The sequence below is a fragment of the Rhodanobacter sp. sgz306013 genome, from assembly GCF_057031145.1.
The window spans coordinates 469,472-488,349 of the sequence record NZ_JBXCIJ010000001.1 but is presented as its reverse complement, the minus strand read 5'-3'; the positions used below and the strand labels follow the sequence as shown (position 1 = coordinate 488,349).

At 69.4% G+C, this 18,878-nt stretch carries 21 protein-coding genes; 11 read left to right on the top strand and 10 right to left on the bottom strand.

Annotation, left to right across the window (positions count from 1 at the left end):
* Positions 1 to 12: 12 nt before the first annotated feature.
* From AC2EWF_RS02305 to AC2EWF_RS02290, 4 genes are all read right to left on the bottom strand, one after another.
* Entirely contained in the window at positions 13 to 336 is a 324-nt protein-coding gene (locus AC2EWF_RS02305; protein WP_483637737.1) for a hypothetical protein, read from the bottom strand.
* On the bottom strand, positions 333 to 860 hold the full coding sequence (locus AC2EWF_RS02300; protein ID WP_483637736.1) for an RNA polymerase sigma factor: 528 nt from the start codon (positions 858 to 860) through the stop codon (positions 333 to 335). The genes AC2EWF_RS02305 and AC2EWF_RS02300 overlap by 4 nt, the downstream gene beginning before the upstream one ends.
* 37 nt (positions 861 to 897) lie before the next feature.
* Entirely contained in the window at positions 898 to 1,266 is a 369-nt protein-coding gene (locus AC2EWF_RS02295; protein ID WP_483637735.1) for a DUF6249 domain-containing protein, read from the bottom strand.
* A gap of 73 nt (positions 1,267 to 1,339) precedes the next feature.
* Positions 1,340 to 2,863 (bottom strand): serine hydrolase domain-containing protein, encoded by a 1,524-nt coding sequence (locus tag AC2EWF_RS02290; RefSeq protein ID WP_483637734.1) that lies wholly within the window; start codon positions 2,861 to 2,863, stop codon positions 1,340 to 1,342.
* A 142-nt stretch (positions 2,864 to 3,005) separates the two neighbouring features.
* Here AC2EWF_RS02290 and AC2EWF_RS02285 point away from each other — a divergent pair, with 142 nt between their 5' ends.
* From AC2EWF_RS02285 to AC2EWF_RS02275, 3 genes are read left to right on the top strand one after another with little or no spacing between them, the layout of a single operon-like run.
* Positions 3,006 to 3,491: a GNAT family N-acetyltransferase gene (locus tag AC2EWF_RS02285; RefSeq protein WP_483637733.1), complete on the top strand. Its 486-nt coding sequence runs from the start codon at positions 3,006 to 3,008 to the stop codon at positions 3,489 to 3,491.
* A gap of 8 nt (positions 3,492 to 3,499) precedes the next feature.
* Positions 3,500 to 4,102: a YdeI/OmpD-associated family protein gene (locus tag AC2EWF_RS02280; protein ID WP_483637732.1), complete on the top strand. Its 603-nt coding sequence runs from the start codon at positions 3,500 to 3,502 to the stop codon at positions 4,100 to 4,102.
* Between the two features lie 13 nt (positions 4,103 to 4,115).
* Positions 4,116 to 4,688 (top strand): N-acetyltransferase family protein, encoded by a 573-nt coding sequence (locus AC2EWF_RS02275; protein ID WP_483637731.1) that lies wholly within the window; start codon positions 4,116 to 4,118, stop codon positions 4,686 to 4,688.
* Positions 4,689 to 4,734: 46 nt separating this feature from the next.
* Here AC2EWF_RS02275 and AC2EWF_RS02270 read toward each other — a convergent pair whose 3' ends face one another.
* Positions 4,735 to 5,211 carry an RcnB family protein gene (locus AC2EWF_RS02270; RefSeq protein ID WP_483637730.1) on the bottom strand — a complete coding sequence of 159 codons (477 nt, stop codon included), beginning with the start codon at positions 5,209 to 5,211 and terminating at the stop codon, positions 4,735 to 4,737.
* 183 nt (positions 5,212 to 5,394) lie between these two features.
* Here AC2EWF_RS02270 and AC2EWF_RS02265 point away from each other — a divergent pair, with 183 nt between their 5' ends.
* The 3 genes from AC2EWF_RS02265 (at position 5,395) to AC2EWF_RS02255 (ending at position 8,928) form a co-directional block, all read left to right on the top strand.
* Positions 5,395 to 6,162, top strand: a complete 768-nt coding sequence (locus AC2EWF_RS02265) for an SDR family NAD(P)-dependent oxidoreductase (protein ID WP_483637729.1) — start codon at positions 5,395 to 5,397, stop codon at positions 6,160 to 6,162.
* Between the two features lie 85 nt (positions 6,163 to 6,247).
* On the top strand, positions 6,248 to 6,811 hold the full coding sequence (gene efpL, locus AC2EWF_RS02260) for an elongation factor P-like protein EfpL (RefSeq protein ID WP_483637728.1): 564 nt from the start codon (positions 6,248 to 6,250) through the stop codon (positions 6,809 to 6,811).
* A 68-nt stretch (positions 6,812 to 6,879) separates the two neighbouring features.
* Positions 6,880 to 8,928: an FUSC family protein gene (locus tag AC2EWF_RS02255; RefSeq protein ID WP_483637727.1), complete on the top strand. Its 2,049-nt coding sequence runs from the start codon at positions 6,880 to 6,882 to the stop codon at positions 8,926 to 8,928.
* On the opposite strand, the gene AC2EWF_RS02250 is transcribed toward AC2EWF_RS02255, so the two are convergent.
* Positions 8,929 to 9,489: an ECF-type sigma factor gene (locus AC2EWF_RS02250; RefSeq protein ID WP_077482102.1), complete on the bottom strand. Its 561-nt coding sequence runs from the start codon at positions 9,487 to 9,489 to the stop codon at positions 8,929 to 8,931. It lies immediately after the preceding gene.
* Positions 9,486 to 12,272, bottom strand: coding sequence for a serine/threonine-protein kinase (locus tag AC2EWF_RS02245; RefSeq protein ID WP_483637726.1), 2,787 nt, complete (start codon positions 12,270 to 12,272; stop codon positions 9,486 to 9,488). The genes AC2EWF_RS02250 and AC2EWF_RS02245 overlap by 4 nt, the downstream gene beginning before the upstream one ends.
* A gap of 203 nt (positions 12,273 to 12,475) precedes the next feature.
* On the opposite strand from AC2EWF_RS02245, the gene AC2EWF_RS02240 reads away from it, so the two are divergent.
* From AC2EWF_RS02240 to kynU, 3 genes are all read left to right on the top strand, one after another.
* Positions 12,476 to 13,498, top strand: a complete 1,023-nt coding sequence (locus AC2EWF_RS02240; RefSeq protein WP_483637725.1) for an amidohydrolase family protein — start codon at positions 12,476 to 12,478, stop codon at positions 13,496 to 13,498.
* 9 nt (positions 13,499 to 13,507) lie between these two features.
* Complete coding sequence (locus AC2EWF_RS02235) at positions 13,508 to 14,029, top strand: hypothetical protein (protein ID WP_483637724.1); 522 nt, start codon at positions 13,508 to 13,510, stop codon at positions 14,027 to 14,029.
* A 113-nt stretch (positions 14,030 to 14,142) separates the two neighbouring features.
* Complete coding sequence (gene kynU, locus AC2EWF_RS02230; RefSeq protein WP_483637723.1) at positions 14,143 to 15,420, top strand: kynureninase; 1,278 nt, start codon at positions 14,143 to 14,145, stop codon at positions 15,418 to 15,420.
* On the opposite strand, the gene AC2EWF_RS02225 is transcribed toward kynU, so the two are convergent.
* The gene (locus AC2EWF_RS02225) at positions 15,421 to 15,891 is read right to left on the bottom strand and encodes an Lrp/AsnC family transcriptional regulator (protein ID WP_483637722.1); all 471 of its coding nucleotides are present in this window, start codon (positions 15,889 to 15,891) and stop codon (positions 15,421 to 15,423) included.
* A 161-nt stretch (positions 15,892 to 16,052) separates the two neighbouring features.
* Here AC2EWF_RS02225 and AC2EWF_RS02220 point away from each other — a divergent pair, with 161 nt between their 5' ends.
* Positions 16,053 to 16,412 (top strand): VOC family protein, encoded by a 360-nt coding sequence (locus AC2EWF_RS02220; protein WP_483637721.1) that lies wholly within the window; start codon positions 16,053 to 16,055, stop codon positions 16,410 to 16,412.
* Between the two features lie 44 nt (positions 16,413 to 16,456).
* Here AC2EWF_RS02220 and AC2EWF_RS02215 read toward each other — a convergent pair whose 3' ends face one another.
* Together AC2EWF_RS02215 and AC2EWF_RS02210 are read right to left on the bottom strand one after the other, a co-directional pair.
* Positions 16,457 to 16,582 carry a hypothetical protein gene (locus AC2EWF_RS02215; RefSeq protein ID WP_483637720.1) on the bottom strand — a complete coding sequence of 42 codons (126 nt, stop codon included), beginning with the start codon at positions 16,580 to 16,582 and terminating at the stop codon, positions 16,457 to 16,459.
* Between the two features lie 118 nt (positions 16,583 to 16,700).
* Complete coding sequence (locus AC2EWF_RS02210; protein WP_483637719.1) at positions 16,701 to 17,606, bottom strand: LysR family transcriptional regulator; 906 nt, start codon at positions 17,604 to 17,606, stop codon at positions 16,701 to 16,703.
* Between the two features lie 205 nt (positions 17,607 to 17,811).
* Here AC2EWF_RS02210 and dgcN point away from each other — a divergent pair, with 205 nt between their 5' ends.
* Entirely contained in the window at positions 17,812 to 18,861 is a 1,050-nt protein-coding gene (dgcN, locus tag AC2EWF_RS02205; protein ID WP_483637718.1) for an N-acetyltransferase DgcN, read from the top strand.
* The last annotated feature ends 17 nt before the right edge of the window (positions 18,862 to 18,878 follow it).

Sequence of the window (18,878 nt, the reverse complement as noted above, 5' to 3'; positions counted from 1 at the left end):
CCCGGATCAGCTTCAACGCTCGTCGGCCTCGAGCGCACACCACCAGCAAGCGAGCAGCGACAGGCCGCCCGCCACCAGCAGCAACGCGACCGCCGGGGTCGACCAGTCGCCGCGCAGCCAGGCGCGCCAACCGGCATGCAGCAATGGCGAACGCAGCAGGCTGAGCCAACTGGCGCCGGTCCCGGCCAGCAGGCCGCCCCCCAGCCACCAGGCGATGCGGCGACGGCGCGGCGGCAAGCGCCGCATCACCTCTTCGCTGAAACCCGCGTCGGATACCGGTCCGTCGAAGCCCCGGCGCAGCAGCGCCTCGATTTCGTCGTCGCGCCAGTCGCTCATGATGCGTGCTCCTCGCTATTCGTTTGCCATGCCGCAAGCCACGTCTTGAGTTTCGCCTTGCCGCGAAGCGCATGGGTCTTGACCGTGCCCAGCGGCATCGCCAGCACGTAAGCCGCCTCTTTATGACTGAGGCCGAGCTGCACGCAATGCAACAGCACCGTCTGTTCGGCAGCGGAAAGGCGCCGCATTGCGCGCTCGACGTCCAATTGCAGGTCGACCGGCGACGGCGGGGCCGGCAACCGGTCGAATTCGCCATCGTCTGCATCACCTGCAGGCCATGGTCGTTTGCGGATTGCCTGCAGGAAGCAGCTGTAGGCGATGCGGTAAAGCCAAGTGGAGAAACGCGCCTCGCCACGGAACTGATCGAGCTTGCGCCATGCCAGCAGGAAAGTTTCCTGCGCAAGGTCGTCGGCTGCGGCCTCGTCGCCGTGCAGCAGCCTGCGTAGCTGCGCGCGCACCATGCCCTGGTGGCGGCGCAGCAACTGCTCGAACGCACTGCGGTCCTGGTCCAGCAGGGCACGCACCACCAGAGCCCGGTCGACGCGCGCCTCGACATCACCGTCAGTCATGCCGGCTTTCGCGCCGGTTCAACCACCAGCTGGCGAGATAGCCCAGGCCGGTCATCAGAGGCAGCAGGCCCAGTCCCCACAGGCTGCCGATGCTGCGGCCGCTGTCGAGCTGGCCCGGCAAGGCGAGCAGCATCCCCATCAGTCCGAGACCGATGCTGATCAACACCAGCGCCCGGCGCCGTTCGCAATAGGCAATCTGCGGCTCCACCAGCAGTTGCGGCGGCAGCTCCACGCCCTTGTCGGCCAGTTGCATCAGGGTGCGGTAGCGCGCCTGCGTCTGCAGATAGCGGTAGCGCAGCAGGATCAGCACGATGAGGACCGGGGCCGACATCACGACGAAGGGAATGAAAAGGAATTCCATGGGTTTGCTCCAGCAGGTGTATCGAGCCGTACGGCTTCGATGACGGGCGATAGAACGACGCGCTTTCCGGAACTCAGTTCTTCGCGCCTTCGGCGGCAAGCAGATCGGCAATCTGTTCGGCCAGCAACCAGTGCTGCGAAGGCCCTTCGTTGCTGGTCAGGGCCACGGCCGCACCAGTTTCCCAGACCATCTCCAGGTCGGCCGTGGTGCCTTCGATGCCGCCCTGGTGGCCGCGAATGTGGCGGCCGTGCGAGAGCCGTTCGTCGATACCGGCGCCAATGGCTCCGGGGCCGCCTTCATTCGGCACCTCGCCGTCGAACATCTTCGCCAGCGTGGCGGGCTTGAGCAGCTTGCCGCCGTGCAGGGCCGCGGCGAACCGCAACAGGTCGGCATTGGTGGAATAACCGCCACCCGCGGGACTGCCCTTGTAGACGCCCAGCACCCAGTTGGCCTTCCACCTCCGGGAGAACGCCCCGTCGTCGTGGTAGTAGCCGACCGCCAACCCGGGAACGATCTCGTCCTCGCTGTCGAAGCCGCTGGACGCCATATGCGCGGGCTCGAAGATGTGATGCTGGATATAGTCGAAATAGTTTTCGCTGGAAGCGTTCTCGATGATGCGGCCGAGCAGGACGTAGCCGGCGTTGCTGTAGCTCAACCCCTTGCCCGGCTCACCCACCTTGGGTTGGCGGGCGATCAGTCGCAGGTAGTCCGCCGGATTGACGTAGCGCTGGGCATGCTCGAAATAGTCCGGCACCATGAAATCGCCAAGGCCCGAGGTGTGGTGCAGCAGCTCCCACACGGTGACCTTCTTCGCTGTCGCCTGGTCGGGGTATTCCGGCACCCACTTCGCCAGGGTGTCGTTCCACGACAGCTTGCCGGCCTCGACCAGCTGCGCGATGGCGACCGCGGTGAACATCTTGCCGACCGAGCCGACATGGAACTTCGTCTGGTGATCGACCGGCACGTTGAAGCTGCGGTCAGCCAGGCCGCGGCACTCGTCGAACACGGTTTCGCCGCCATCGAGAACGGTCACGCAACCTGAAAAGTCGGATGCGCTTGCCAGTTTGTCCAGTACGGCGCGTATCTGCTTTCCCAGCTCCGCATGCGACACCGGCCCCTTGGGCCAGTCGGCAAAAAGCGGATTGTCCATCCCGACCAGGTGCACCTGCGCGAACTGGCCCGGATGCGCCGGGTCGGCGATCAGAAAGAACAGGCCGGCTTGCCCATTGCGTCGTCCCTTGACGGCGACTTCGAGCAGCCCCGGCTGGTGCGGGTCCGTGCGCACGTCGAACACGTCCACGCCGCCTTCGTCACGCACGGCTGAAACCAGGCCGGTAATGAAGTCCGTCTTGTCGTCGGAGGCGACGGACGTCGACAGGATGCCGGGCGCCCACTGGCGGATCTGCGCAGGATTGTCGGCATCGATATGCCGGACCAGCATGCCGGCGAGCTTTCCGACCGAGGTGTCGGGCAGCGCGGGGTTCATTGCCTGGGTCGCCGCCATGGCCGCGGGCATGCCTGCCGCGCAGGCCAGGACGAAAGCCAGCAAACGCAGCCGCGTCCTGGGCGAACGGGCATGGATGGGGTGGTTCCTCATTGCGCTCTCCTGATGGTGTCCTGTCCGCACATGCGCGGATGTCTAAGGCTTGGATGCAGCGAACCGTGCCGTTGGATTCACCGCCACTGGCGTCCCCGCCTGGGAATGGAATAATCGGGTTTCGCCAACCGCCGGAGCCGACATGCCGCCGTTCCTCATCCGCCCCATCGAGCCACGCGACGACGCCGCGGTTGCGGCGATCATCCGCGCGGTGATGCCCGAGTTCGGCGCCGACGGCCCCGGCTTCGCCATCCACGACGCCGAGGTGGACACGATGAGTGCAGCCTACGCGCAGCCGCGCAGCAGCTACTTCGTGGTGGAGCGCGACGGCAAGGTGATCGGCGGCGGTGGCATCGCACCGCTGGCGAACGGCGAACCGGACGTGTGCGAACTGCGCAAGATGTATTTCCTGCCGGAGGCGCGCGGCATCGGCGCCGGCGCGGCGATGATGCAGCGTTGCCTGGCCGCGGCACGCGCGCACGGCTTCCGCCGCTGTTACCTGGAAACGCTCACCGGCATGGACGCGGCGCAGGCGCTGTATGCGAAGTCGGGCTTCACCCCGTTGTGCGCACCGATGGGCGGCACCGGGCATTTCAGTTGCGACCGCTTCTTCATCCGCGAGCTGTGAGGCCGGCCATGGCGAACCACGATCCTCGCATCGACGCCTATATCGCCAGGTCCGCCGAGTTCGCCCGGCCGATCCTCGAACACCTGCGCGCCATCGTGCATGCGGCCTGCCCCGGGGTGGAGGAAGGCATCAAGTGGGGCATGCCGTTCTTCAGCCACAAGGGCGCGCCGATGTGCCACATGGCCGCGTTCAAGCAGCACTGCAGCTTCGGCTTCTGGCTGTCGAAGGAAGTCACCGGCGGCAGCGGCGAAGAGGGCATGGGCCAGTTCGGCAAGCTTGCCTCGCTGAAGGACCTGCCGCCGAAAAAGGAACTGGTCGCCCTGCTCCGCAAGGCGATGGCGCTGAACGAGGCTGGCGTGAAGCACCTGCGCCCCAAGATAGGCAGCAAACCGCCGCCGACCCTGCCCGACGACCTCGCCGCACTGCTCGCGAAACGGCAGCACGCCGCCGCGCGCAAGGCCTGGGCAGGTTTCCCGCCCGGCGCACAACGCGAGTACATCGACTGGGTCACCGCGGCCAGGACCGATGCCACCCGCCAGAAGCGCCTCGCCACCACGCTGGAGTGGCTGGCCGAGGGCAAGCGGCGCAACTGGAAATACGAAGCATGCTGAGAGCTGCCCAGCCATGATCCGGATTGCCCGCGCCGCCGATGCCACCGCCATCCACGCGATCTACGCGCCGCACGTCGAAAGCGGCGTCGCCACCTTCGAGAACGTCGTACCCGGTGTCGACGCCATGCGCGACCGTGTCCTGGCCCGCCTGCCGCACTACCCGTGGCTGGTGTGGGAGGAAGCCGGCGAAGTGCTGGCCTATGCCTATGCCGGCCGCTTTCGCGAGCGCGCTGCCTACGACTGGATCGCCGAAACCTCGATCTATGTGCACCCCGGCGCGCAACGCCGCGGCATCGCGCGCCGGCTCTACGGGACCCTGCTCGACACGATGTGCCTGCAAGGCCTTACCCAGGCGGTGGGCGTGATCACCCTCCCCGGCACCACCAGTGTGGCCTTCCACGAGTCGCTGGGCTTCGCGCCCGCCGGCGTGTGGCGGCAATGCGGCTGGAAACTGGGGCGGTGGTGGGATGTGGGTGTGTGGCAGAAGGAGCTGCAACCTGCGTCGCCCCAGCCACCGGCAGTGACGCCGTTCGGGGCGCTCGCCACAACGCCGGCGCTGCAGGCCCTGCTTGGCCGAAGCCCATGAAAAAGGCGCGCCCGCATCGCTGGCGCGCCGTCCGTTCCGATTTGCCCTAGTGATTGAGCAGCAGGTCGACGATCACGCCCGTGGTGATCGCCACCAGCAGGAAGTCGCCGTTGTCGCTGCGCACCCAGCGGTAGCCGCGCGGCGGCTCGCGCAGGTGGGCATCGCGCCAGTCGTACACCACGTAGCGGGTACTGCGGTATTCCACCGGCAGGTAGCCGCCGCGCCGGTACCAACCCTCGTGCTCGCCGCGATCGTGCCAGTTCCTGTAGTGGCCGTAGGCGTGGCCGCGACCGTGGTCGTGGCCGCGATCATCGCCATCGTCGTGGCCCACGTAACGAGCGCCCCCGTCGTCGTAGCCACGGCCGCGATCGCCGTCGTCCCGGTGTTGGCGGTCATGCCCCCGGCCGTGCCCGTGGTCGTAGTCCTGCGCCAGCGCATTGCCGCCGGCCAGCATCAGCATCACGCCACACACGACAGACAGACTCTGCAGCTTCTTCATGTCGATCTCCACTCGCTGGATCATGGAACCCGCCTGCATCGTACTGGCGGTCGCCCGGTTCCCCCGTGCGACCCGGCACAAAACTCGTCTCCGCCGCCCCAACCCGGCATGAACCGCCGGGGGTCGGCCGGTTTCGCGTTCAGCCAGCAGCAACGGCCGCCGCTCGGCTAACATTGCCGACTTTCGGCATCCGTTTCGGGGACACCCATGCAGCTCGATCAGGTCAAGGCAATCATTACCGGGGGCGCCTCCGGTCTCGGCCACGCGGTGGCGCAGCACCTCGTCGCCCACGGCGCCAGGGTGACGCTGTTCGACGTCAACGAGGAAAAGGGCCAGGCCGCCGCCAGGGCGCTGGGCGACGTCGCCCGCTTCTACAAGACCGACGTCACCAGCGAGGACGGCGTGGCCGCCAACGTGGCCGCGGCCCGCGAGGCGATGGGCGGGCTCAACGTGGTGATGAACTGCGCCGGCATCCTCGGCGCCGGCCGCGTACTGGGCAAGGAGGGCCCGATGCCCCTCTCCACTTTCGCCAGTACCGTGATGGTGAACCTGGTCGGCAGCTTCAACGTGGCCAAGGCCGCGGCGGCGCTGATGCAGGGCAACGAGGCGGGCGAGGACGGCGAGCGCGGAGTGATCGTCAACACCGCTTCGGTGGCCGCCTACGAAGGCCAGATCGGCCAGGCCGCCTACTCCGCGTCCAAGGGTGGCGTGGTGGGCATGACCCTGCCGATGGCGCGCGAACTGGCGCGCTTCGGCATCCGCGTGGCGACGATCGCGCCCGGCATCTTCTGGACGCCGATGGTGGACGGCATGCCGCCCCAGGTGCAGGAATCGCTGTCCGCGTCGATCCCGTTCCCCTCGCGCCTCGGCCAGCCGGAGGAGTTCGCACGGACCGTGGCCTTCATCCTCGGCAACCGCTACATCAACGGCGAGACCATCCGCCTCGACGGCGCGGTGCGCCTGGCGGCTAAGTAGGTACGCTCGTCCATGAGCGCGACAGCCAAAGAGCGGCCATCCATGGCCGCACTCTTCAAATAGATCACTACTCCCCCGGGCACCCATGAAAGCTTCCGACGTCAAGAAAGGCAACGTGGTCGAACACGAAGACACCGTGTACCAGGTGCGCGACATCGAGCGCAGCTCGCCCACCGCGCGCGGCGGCAACGTCACCTTCCGCTTCACCCTGTATTCCATCCCGGGCGGGCGCAAGTACGACCTCAGCCTGCGCGCCGACGACGACCTGAAGGAGATGGACCTGGTGCGCCGCGCCGCGAACTTTTCCTACAAGGACGGCGACGCCTTCGTGTTCATGGACGCGGAGGACTACACCCAGTACCTGCTCGGCCCGGAACTGGTGGGCGACAATGCCGGCTACATCGTCGAGGATGTGGAAGGCTTCTACGTGCAGCTGATCGACGACGCCCCGGTGGGCCTGCAGGTGCCCACCAGCGTGGTGCTCACCGTGGTCGACACCGCGCCGGAACTGAAGGGCGCCAGTGCCACCAAGCGCACCAAGCCCGCCAAGCTCAACACCGGCGTGGAGATCCAGGTGCCCGAGTACATCACCAACGACGAGAAGGTGTGGGTGAACACGCTGACGGGCGAGTTCGCCGGCAGGGCCTGATTCCCGCGGCTGGGTAGCGCGAACGGTCTTTGCCATACTCGCCACTCTCCTGCCATCCAGCGTCGCCCATGCCTTCCAGCGGCTACTCACTGCGCGCCCAGCTCGTCGAGAGCCTGATCCACGTCAAGCGGCCGGACGTGCCGCTATGGGTGGTGCTGCGCAATACCCTCGCGGTGGTGCTGCCGCTGGGCGTGGGGCTCGCCGTGGGCTATCCGGAAGTGGGCCTTGGCGTGGGCGCCGGCGCGCTGGACACGATGTTCTCCGACCAGCCCGGCCCCTATCGCCAGCGCATGCGCCGGCTGTTGCTGACGGCGCTGGTGGCGGGGCTGGCCGCACTGGTCGGCTTCACCATCGGCGGCCGGCTGCTGCCGATGCTGCTGGCCACCGCCGCGTTCGGTTTCTGCGGCGGCATGCTGGTGGTGTTCGGCGTCGACGCCGCGCGCGTGGGCATGACCAGCATGATCCTGCTGGTGATCGCCGCCGCCACGCCGATCTCGTCCACGAACGCCCTGCTCGCTTCCGCCCTGATCACCTGCGGCGGTCTGCTGCTCACCCTGCTGGCGGTGGCCGCCTGGCCGCTGCAGCGCTACCGCCCGGAGCGCCAGGCCCTGGCCGGGGTGTACGCGGGACTGGCCGCGCTGGCGCGGCAGCCCGGCCAGGACAACGACACTAACCCCGCACTCACCGACGCGATGACCGGGCTGCAGCACACCCTGCTGGGCCGCTACCGCGCGCACGGACGCGCGATGGAGGCATTCGCGGTGCTGCTGGAACTGGCCGAACGCATCCGCCTGGAACTGATGGCGATGCCGGAACTGCACGCCGACTCCGCGGCGCTCGCGCACTGGCGCGACAGTGCTGCGCGCGTACTGGACGCGGTCGCGCACGCGCTGGAGACCGCCGAAGCTCCGCTGCAGGCGGAACGTGCCCTGGAAACCCTGCGCACCGACACCCCGGCCGTGCCCGACTCCCTGGCCGCGCATCTGCGCGCAATGGACGGCCAGCTTGCCGCCGCGGTGCGCAATGCGAACTGGGCGGGCAGTCGCGGCGAACTCCGTGCGGCCGCCGCGGAAACGCAACTGCCGCGCACGCTGCAAAGTGGCTCGGCGCGCGCCATGCTGCGCGCCAACCTCACGCCACGCTCGGTGGCTTTCCGCCACGCCGTGCGCATGGCGGCATGCCTCAGCGCGGCGCTGCTGGTCTCGAGGTTGCTCCATCTGCCGCACGGCTATTGGCTGCCGATGACCACCGCCATCGTGTTGCGCGCGGACTTTTCGGCCACCTTCAACTTCGGCCTGCTGCGCGTGGTCGGCACGGTGCTTGGCCTGCTGCTGACCACCGCCCTGCTGTACCTCACGCCGGAATCGCCCTGGGCGCACCTGGCGCTGATGGCGCTGCTGTGCATGGCGTTCCGCTGGCTGGCCAACGCGCACTACGGCATCGCGGTCGCCGCGCTCACCGGCACCGTGGTGATCCTGCTGGCCTTCGAGGGCGTCGACTCCGGCGTGGCGGTGACCGATCGCGTGATCAATACCGCGCTGGGCTGCGGCATGGCAATGCTGGCCTACCTCGCCTGGCCCACCTGGGAGCGCGGGCGCGCGCACGGCGCGCTGGCCGAGATGCTGGATGCCTACGCGGGCTACCTGCGTGCACTGGCCCAGCCGGAACAGCGCGAGCTGCAGCGCGAGACGCGCAGCCTGGCGCGCACCGCGCGCAGCAACGCGCTGGCCTCGCTGGAACGCATGCGGGCGGAGCCGGGCACGCCGCATGCGCTGCTGGAGCTGGCACGCGCGCTGTTCGCCAACGGCAACCGGCTGGCGCGTACCGCGATGGCGCTGGAAGCGCTGGGCGACGCGGCGCCCTCGCGGCCGGTCGCCGTGAACGCCTTCGTCGCCACCTGCGCCGACGCGGTGCAGGTTGTCGCCACCGCCCTGCGCGAGCAGCGCGCGCCCGACGCCCTGCCCGGGTTGCGCGCCCTGCAGCAGACGCTGCAGGCCACGCTGCAAGCCGAAGGCCACGCGGAGGCCGAATCGCTGATCCGGCTCAGCGACCGCCTGACCGACAACATCGACACCCTGGCCCACGTGCTGCGGCGCGCGCGCCGGGCGGCCGCGTGATCAACCGGCCAGCTCGCGCTGCAGCCAGGCCCGCGCCAGCCGCCATTCGCGCTGCACGGTGCTGGTGGAGATTTCCAGCGCCATCGCGATCTGCTCCGCGCTCATGCCCATGAAGAAGCGCATCGCCACGATGTCCGCCTGGCGGCGGTCCAGCGTCGCCAGCATGTCCAGGCACTCGACCAGGGCGCTGTAGTCGACGCCATCGGACAGTTCCATGGAGATTTCGGTGATCTGCAGGCGGTCCGCCTCGCGCGGCCGCTTGGCGGCGTTGCGGCGGCGCGCCGAATCCACCAGTACCTCGCGCATCGCGCGCGCGGCCACGCCCAGCAGGTGCCGGCGGTTCGCCCAGTCCGGCGCCTGCGTGCCGCCGAAGACCTTGAGGTATGCCTCGTTGACCAGCGCCGTGGCGCTCAGCGTGCGCTCCATCTGCTCGTTGCCGAGCTGGGCGCGGGCGATGCCGTGCAGCGCGTCGTACATCTGGCGCAGCGCCTCGTTCAAGGCCACCGGATCGCCCGCCTGGGCGTCGCGCAACAGCCGGGTCACCTCGACCGTGTCGTTCAATGCTTGACTCCTGTTCCACCGGTCGCCTGCTCGGCGACCATCAGCGGCGCATCGTGACACGGCGACGACGACGAATCGACTGCCCCGGCATCCGGAAGCGGGCCGCGGCACGATTCCCGGGACGCCGCCGCGGGCACCTGCCCGGCCGCAGTGGCCGCCCGGCTGGTGCCGCGCGCCTGGCGCAGCCGGGCATCCAGCAACGCCGCGTCGGCCATGCCGCGCGACGCAGGCGCGGCCTTGCTCGAGCGGTTGAAGTCGGTCAGTTGCGCCAGCCACTGGGCCGCCTGCGCGGGATGCCCGTCGAGCAGGGCCGCCTCGCCCAGGCCGGCCAGCGTGCGGCCCCAGGCATCGGGCAGCTCCTGTGGCCCCGACGTGCCCATCTGGGCCAGCGCGGCGCCGAAGTTGCGCATGGCAGACGCCGCATCGCCGTGCACGAGCGCCGCCTCGCCCAGCACGACCAGCGCATTGGCCCGGTTTTCCCGCGCCCACGGCGGACCCTCGCGCGCGCGCCGCGCCAGTCGCGCCATCTGCGGTTGCAGCAGGGCCGAGGCGTCGGCGCTGCGCCCCATGTCCATGTATACCTTGGCCAGCTCGGTCAGCGTGTAGAGCTGGAAATCGGGCGATTCATGCGCGAAGGACTGCACCAGCTTCGCGGAGCGTTCCAGCGCATCGCGTGCATCCGGCAGGCTGCCGAGCTGCTCCAGCGCCACGCCGAAATAGGTCAGCAGCCCGGACATGCCGGGGCCGACCGAGCCCACTTGCCGGTCGTAGTCGGCAATGGCGCGCCGGAAAAGCTGAACCGAACCGGCGGGGTCCCGGCGCATCGACACCAGCGCCAGCACGAAGCGGTAATAGACCAGCGTGGGGTCGTCCGGAACGTACAGGCGTTGCGCTTCATGCAAGGCCTGCCGCGCAATAACGACCGCGCCGGCGTCGTCGCCCGTCGCCCCCTGCGCCATCGCCAGCACGGCCTGGGCCTGCAGGTGCAGTTCGCGATCAGGCTGCCTGCGCGCATCGAGCTGGGCGAGCACCTGGCGCGTCTCGCGGGCCACCGATTCGGCCGCCCCGTTCGAACCGCCCAGTTCGTTGTACAGCAGGTTGATGCGTACCCGCAGGATTTCGTCGGCATGGTCGCCGGGCGCCTGTGCCAGCAGCTTCATCGCCTCCTGGTCCAGCGGGATCGCCGCGGACAGGTTGATCACCGTGGAATAGGCGCGTCCCAGCGCCGCCAGCACCTGCCCGCGCTCCAGCACGTCGGCGGCGTAGGATGCCTGCAGCTTGCGCGCCTCCTGCAACGGCGGGATCGCCTTGCCGCCCAGGCCGAGCTGGTTGTACGACCGCCCTATCGACAGCAGCAGGCTGACCCGCACGGGTGCCGCGATGTCGCGGCGCGCCATCAGCGTCCCCGCACCGCGGTCCAGCACCTCGCGCACGGTGACGTTGCTGCCGCGCGCATGGGTGGGGTCGGCGTTCTCGAACAGGTTCTGCAGGAAGCCAGCGATCGCCGTGGTCTTGTCGCGCTCCAGCTCCAGCCGCCGCATCTGCTGCATTTGCTGCACCGTGAAAGAAGCCAGCAACGCCAGCACCAGCGCCGCCGCGCCGGCCCCCACCGCGTGCCGGCGCACGAACAACCGCAGGTGATACCAGGCCGCGCCCTGCCGGGCGCGCACCGGCCGCGCAGCGAGGTAGCGCTGCAGGTCGTCGGCCAAAGCGTCCACGCCCGCGTAGCGTTCGCAGGGGTCGCGACGCAGCGCCTTCATCACGATCGCGTCGATGTCCGCCGGCACCTCGCGCCACAGCGGCGTCGCCCCGGACTTGCGCAGGCGCTTGCTCGGCGGCAGCAGCTTGCCGGTGTCGATGGCCTGCGACAGGCTCATCGGCGAAGCCTCCTCGCCGTCGCCGAACGGACGCACCCCGCAAACCAGCTGGTACAGCACCACGCCCAGCGACCACACGTCGGCGCCGGTCCCCAGCGGCCGGCCGCGCAACTGCTCGGGGCTGGCGTAGGCCAGGGTCAGGGTGCGCATGTCGGTCTGCGTCTGCGTGGCCGCCACGCCACCGACATGGTCGAGCAACCGGGCGATGCCGAAGTCCAGCAGTTTCGGCTCGCCCTCGTCGGTCACCAGGATGTTGCCCGGCTTCAGGTCGCGATGGATGACCAGGCGCTGGTGTGCGTAATGCACCGCCGCGCACGCCTTGAGGAACAGCATCACCCGCTCGCGCAGCGGCAGTTCGTGGCGCTCGCACCAGCGGTCGATGCGCTCGCCCTGCACGTACTCCAGCGCCAGGAACGAACGGCCGTCGCTGGTGGTGCCGCCGTCGATGAGGTGCGCGATGTTGGGGTGGTTCAGCGTGGCGAGGATGCGCCGCTCTTCCGTGAAGCGCCGCAGCGGCTCGCACCCGGAGATGCCGCCGGTGTGCAGGAACTTGATCGCCACCCGTTGGCGCAATTCGTCCGGCGTGCCCTCGCCCAGCGTCCGCTCCGCCAGGTAGACCACGCCGCCGCCACCCTCGCCCAGGCGACGCAGGATGTGGTATCCGCTGCTGCCCGCCGCGCTGATCAGGCTGCCGACGACGTCCGTCGCCGCCGCCAGGCGGGGCAGGCTGGCGCAACCCACGGTCGCCTCGGCGGCCTCCAGCATCCAGCGCACTTCGTCCCGCATCTCCTCGTCGCCGCGGCAACACGCGACCACGTAGGGCTCACGCTCCGCCTCGGCCAGGTCCAGCGCCGCCAGTGCGATCGGTTTCGCGCGGAGGTAACGTAATCGACGCTCCTCGTTCACGGCTTTTCCCCCTGTGCGCGTCGCTCCCTGACACGCGTTCAGGCCGCGGAGTATAGGCCTCCGCCATGCCGGTGGGCAGTGCCCCGAGGCGGCGGCCCGGCTGGTGGCGAGGCGTTTCCGGCCCGGCCGGACCGGCGTCGGCGCCGCCCCGCGATGTGCGCTCGCGGCACGACGCATATGCCGCGAGGTTCTAGACTGCGCGGATGCTCAAGATCGACACCCATGCGCACATCCTTCCCCGCGACTGGCCCAACCTCGCCGCCAGGTACGGCGACGAGCGTTTCCCGGTGATGACCCACACCGACGGCCGCCACCGCATCTACAAGGACGGCAAGTTCTTTCGCGAGGTATGGGATTCCGCCTTCGATCCACAGACCCGCATCGACGACTACGCCCGCTTTGGCGTCGACGTGCAGGTGATCTCCACCGTGCCGGTGCTGTTCTCGTACTGGGCACCGGGACACCAGGCGCTGGAACTGCACCGGCACTTGAACGACCACATGGCCGGCATGTGCCGCGACTTCCCTCGCCACTACGCCGGCATCGGCACCGTGCCGCTGCAGGCGCCGAACCTCGCCGTGCGCGAACTGGAGCGCTGCATCGACGAGCTGGGCCTGCAGGGCGTGCAGATCGGCTCGCACTGCAACGACTGGAACCTCGACGCGCCGGAGCTGTTTCCGTTCTTCGAGGCCGCCGCCGATCTCGGCGCCGCGGTGCTGGTGCACCCCTGGGACATGATGGGCATGGCCAGCATGCCGAAGTACTGGATGCCGTGGCTGGTGGGCATGCCCGCCGAGCAGTCGCGTGCAGCCTGCTGCCTCGTCTTCGGCGGCGTGCTGGAACGCCTGCCTCGGCTGCGCGTGATGCTGGCCCACGGCGGCGGCAGCTTCCCGTGGACGATCGGCCGCATCGAGCACGGCTTCAAGATGCGCCCCGACCTGGTGGCCACCGACAACCCTCGCAATCCGCGCGAATACCTCAAGCGGTTCTACTTCGACTCCTGCGTGCATGACGACCAGGCGCTGCGCTGGTTGCTGGATGTGACGGGCGTCGAGCAGGTCATGCTGGGCACCGACTATCCTTTCCCGCTGGGCGAGCAGGAGCCCGGAAGCGGCATCGAGGCCCTCGGGCTGGACGACGATGCCCGCGCCCGCCTGTTCCACGGCACCGCGCTGGAATGGCTGGGCCTGCCCAGGCACCGTTTCGCACCCGACACCAACGCCTGAGGACTCCGCATGGGTTACCTGCGCACCACCGTCACCGCCGCCGCGCTCGCCCTCGGCCTGCTGGCCGCCACATCTGCCCCCGCCGCTGACGTCAGCATGGCCGGCGGCAGCGTGAACTTCAGCACGCCGGACGGCTGGCTGGACATCATGCGGACCCACGGCGACCCGGAAGTGCGCGCGTTCCAGGTGCCCGACCCCTCGCCCACCGGCCACCTCGTGCTGGCCCGCGTGACGGTGACGGTGAAGCAGGTGCCCGACATCAACGGCTTCCGCGCCTGGATGGACCAGGCCACCGCCACGGCGACGGCGCTGCCCGATTACCAGGCCGCGGCGAAGGCACCCGAACCCAACAGCTACAGCTACACCGCGCGCGAAGCCGGCGTGGCGTCCAGCTACCGGGAGCGCTACTGGTTCAAGGACGGCCACGCAATCCAGCTGCGTTGCGTGCGCCCCCGGCAGAGCCAGGCCGGCACCGCCTGGATCGCCGCGTTCGACCGCGGCTGCGATGCGGTCGCCGCGCGGCTGCAATAAGCGCCCGTAGGAGCGCACCCTGTGCGCGAATGCTTTTGGCTTCGATCAAGCACCAGGGCACTCGCGCACAGGGTGCGCTCCTACAGCCAGCACACGACCACGCAGGAACGCCGATGTCCGACTACCAAGCCACCGCCGCCTGGGCCCAGGCGGCCGATGCGGCCGACCCGCTGCGCGCGTTTCGCGACGAGTTCCTGATCCCGCCCCACGAAGGACAGGACAGCGCGTACTTCTGCGGCAACTCGCTGGGCCTGCAGCCGCGCGCGGTGCGCGCCGCGCTTGCCGCCGAACTGGACGCCTGGGCGCAGCTCGGCGTGGAGGGCCACTTCAAGAGCCGCCTGCCGTGGATGGACTACCACGAGTTTGTGCGCGACCACCTCGCGGAAGTGGTCGGCGCGCTGCCCTCCGAAGTCGTCGCGATGAACACCCTGGGCGTGAACCTGCACCTGATGATGGTGAGCTTCTACCGGCCCACGCCCGAGCGTCCCGCGATCCTGATGGAAGCCGGAGCGTTCCCCACCGACCGCTATGCGCTGGAATCGCAGATCCGCTTCCACGGCTTCGACCCGGCCACCGCGCTGATCGAGCTGGAGGCCGACGAGCCGAACGGCACGCTGTCGATGGCGGCGATCGAACGCGCGCTGGCCGAACACGGCTCGCGCATCGCGCTGGTGATGTTGCCCGGCGTGCAGTACCGCACCGGCCAGGCCTTCGACCTCGCGCCGATCACTGCACTGGGCCACCGGCACGGCTGCACCGTGGGCTTCGACCTTGCCCATGCGGTAGGCAACCTGCCGCTCCGGTTGCACGACAGCGACGCCGACTTCGCGATCTGGTGCAGCTACAAGTACCTGAACTCCGGCCCCGGCGCGGTGGGCGGCGCCTTCGTGCACGAACGCCACGCACGCGCCGCGCTGCCGCGCTTCGCAGGCTGGTGGGGCCACGACAAGACCACCCGCTTCCGCATGGGCCCGGAATTCGTGCCCACGCCCGGCGCGGACGGCTGGCAGCTCAGCAACCCGCCCATCCTCGCCCTGGCGCCGCTGCGCGTGTCGCTGGAAATCTTCCACCGCGCCGGCATGGCAAGGCTGCGCGAGAAATCGCTGCGGCTCACCGGCTACCTTGAATGGCTGGTGCAGACCCAGCTCGCCGACGTGCTCGAAGTGGTGACGCCAGCCGATCCCGCGCACCGCGGTGCGCAACTCTCCATCCGCATGCGCGGCGGACGCGAACGCGGGCGTTCCCTGTTCGAATACCTGATGGGGCGCGGCGTTATCGGCGACTGGCGCGAACCCGACGTGATCCGCATCTCGCCGGCGCCGCTGTACAACCGCTTTGCCGATTGCCTGGTGTTCGCCGAGGCGGTGCGGGCCTGGGAACGGGGCGCCTGATTACACGGGCACGGCCAGCCCGACTTTGTCGCGCGCCATCACCACGCGGGTGGTGTAGCGGCGGATGTGCTCGTTGTCGAGCAGGAGGCGCCGGGTGAAGGCGTCAAAGTCAGCCATGTCGCGCGCCACCACGACCAGCACGAAGTCTGTCCCGCCGGTGACGTAGTAGCACTGCTGCACGTTGGGATCGGCGCGGGCCTGCCGCCGGAACGCGTCGAGCACGTCGGCGCGCTCGCGCTCCATCTCCACGTCGACGATGAAGCCCATCGCCTGCCCCACCGTCGCCGGATCGACGACCGCAACCTCCGCGGCGATCACGCCGAGCCGGCGCAGACGCTTCAGCCGCCGCTGGACGGCCGCGGCGGAGAGGCCGATGGCGGCGCCGATGTCCTCGCCGGTGGCGCGGACGTCCACCTGCACGCGGCGCAGGATCATGCGGTCGAAATCGTCGAGCAGAGGTTCTTCAGCCATGCCGCAACATATCGGTTCCAATCGCGGCCAGGCAACTGCGAACGGCCGGATTGCGCGGCCCGGCCGCAGCACGAACCGCGATGATGCCTGCGACCCCGGAAACGGGATTCCCCGCTGCCGGCGACGCCGTTCGCCGCACGGTCCCCCACAGGCAGGAACCCATGATCGACCATCTCGAACTGCAAACCCGCGACCTCGACGCCAACCTGCGTTTCTACGACGACGTGCTCGCCCCGCTCGGTTACGAACGGAAAGTCGACGGCGCGGCCAAGGGCTACGGCAATGGCCGCGAACTGGACCTTTTCATCGTGGCGGGCGAACCATCGGCACACGTCCACTTCGCGTTCGGCGTCGCCAGCCGCGCACTGGTCGACCGGGTTTGCGCGGCGGCAAAGGATGCCGGCCACCGGCTCGACCGCGCCCCGGCCCTCGCGCCGCACATCCACCCGGACTACTACGCCGGCTACTTGCGGGATCCCGACGGACGCCTGATCGAATTCGTGTGCCATCGGCCGGGATGAGGTCGCCCTCCGCGAGCGTCCGGCGCGGAGCTTGATCGCGGAATTCAACGCCGGCAGCTGCCGATGGGCGGCTCGGCCTTCCCGCCCGCCCTGCGCTGCATCGGTTCGCGCAGTGAGGCGGCGGTCGCCAGCAGGTCCACGTGCTCCTTCTTGAGTCTGGCGACGTGCATGTTGCATCTCCCCTCCCGGCCGGCACCGCCCTCGACGTCGCATCGGCGAAGCCGCGCCGGCGCCTGAGAGGCTGCGCGATGGTTCGCCGCGGCAGACGGACGGGGGCCCGAACAGAGACTACGCCGCCCCTCCCGCCAGCACGCCTTGCGCGTACTCTCGCACGTAGTCGAGGAAGCGCCGCTGTACCGGGTTCAGCGGGCTGTCCGGGCGGAAGGCGGCATGCAGGGTGACGTCGAGCTGCAGCTTCAGCGGGCGCATCTGCAAGGGCTCCTTGCTGCAGTGCGCGGTGAAGGGATCGACCAGGGCCAGGCCGCCGCCACGCGCAACCAGTGCGCAGGCCAGCTGGTAGGTTTGCACCCAGACGTTGGTGCGCGGCGCGGGATCGACCTTGGCCAGGTGCCCCTGCAGCATGTTGCCCAGCGCGTCCTGCACCGTGATGCCGATCATCGGCTGGTCGGCCAGCGCACCGATCGGCAGCGGCCGCGCGAGTTCGCGGGCCGACCACCAGCCCGGCGGCGCGACCACCATGATGTTGCCTTGGCACAGCGCCTGCTGGAGCAGGCCGTGGTGGCTCAGGTCCTGCAGGGTGAGGCCGATGTCGGTTTCGCGCAGCATCAGCGACTCGCACATCACCGCCGAGTGCTGGGTGTACAGCTCGACGATGGTGCCCGGATAGACCTTGCCCAGCCGCGCGATCGCGTCGGGCACCACCGCCTGCGCCAGCGTGGGCGTGCAGGTCACGCGCAGCGGATGGCTCTCGGGCCGGGTGATGTTCGCCGAGAGGCGCTGCAGGTCGTACATCTCCCGCATGATGCGGTCGATGTGATGGCGCATCAGCAACGCCTGCTGGGTCGGCTGCAGACGGCCGCGCACGCGACTGAACAGCGCGAAGCCCAGGTGGTTCTCGGCCTGCTGCAAGGCCTTGCTCGCGGCCGGCTGGGAGATGTTCAGCAGGCTGGCCGCCCCGGTCAGGCTGCCAGTGCTCAGCACGGCATGGAACAGCTCGATGTAGCGCAGGCGCATACCCTTCCCGTCCGGTTCCCAGCGTGACCGTTCGAGTGCAGCACATAACGTTTTTTCAGGCAAACTCGAGCTTGCGGCGGATGGCGGGCCCTGCATCGTCCACAACCGTCGGTTATGCCTACTTGCCGTCTTTTCATTGGCGAGGCGCGGCCGCCGCTGGCTATGCTCGTCGCGCCGCGCAGCGCGGCCCGCAACCGATGGAGTCATGGCCCAGATGTCGAACGAAGGCGCAGAAACCGCAGTCCGATGGGGGCCTCCGTACCTGCTGTACCTGGGCAGCGCAACCGACGATCTCTCGATCAAGACGGCGCGAGGACTGGCGTACTGGCGGCCGGGGCAATGCCTCGGCCAGCACCGTCGCGCCGACTGCGCGGTGACGCTGGGCCTGCCCGACCTCGATTTCGCCCAGGCGAAGGACCGGGGTGCCGACACCATGGTGATCGGCGCGGCGAATGCCGGCGGCGTGATGGGCCCGGAGATCGTCGCCGACGCCGTCGCCGCGCTGGACGCCGGGCTCAACGTGGTCTCCGGCCTGCACCACAAGCTGCGCGACAACGCCGAGATCGTGGACGCCGCGCGTCGCAACGGCCGCGCGCTGTTCGATGCGCGTGCGCCGGGGCCGGGCATCCCGGTCGGCAACGGCAAGCCGCGCGCCGGCCGGCGCCTGCTCACGGTGGGCACGGACTGCTCGGTCGGCAAGATGTACACCACCCTGGCACTGGAGCGCTCGCTGCGCGCGCGCGGCCGCGCGGCGGATTTCCGCGCGACCGGGCAGACCGGCATCCTGATCGCCGGCGCGGGCATTCCGGTGGATGCGGTGGTGGCGGATTTCATCTCCGGTGCCGCCGAGGCCATCTCGCCGGCACGGAACGACGGCGGCTGGGACCTGATCGAAGGCCAGGGCTCGCTGTTCCATCCCTCCTACGCTGGCGTGTCGCTCGGCCTGCTGCACGGCTCGCAGCCCGACGCCTTGGTGCTCTGCCACGAACCGACGCGGCAGCACATGCGCGGACTGCCCCATTACCCGATCCCCGAGCTGGTGGCGTGCATGGAGGCCAACCTCGCCGCCGCGCGCCTGACCAATCCGGCGGTGCGCCCCGTCGGCATCGCGCTGAACACCTCGAAGATGCCGGCAGGCGAAGCACAGGGGGCCTGTGCACGCATCGGCGCACTGTTCGGGCTGCCCTGCCAGGATCCGGTCACCACCGGCGTCGAGGCGATCGTGGACAACCTCCTTGCATGCTTCCCGGGGTGAAACTGGAGCCTGTTCAA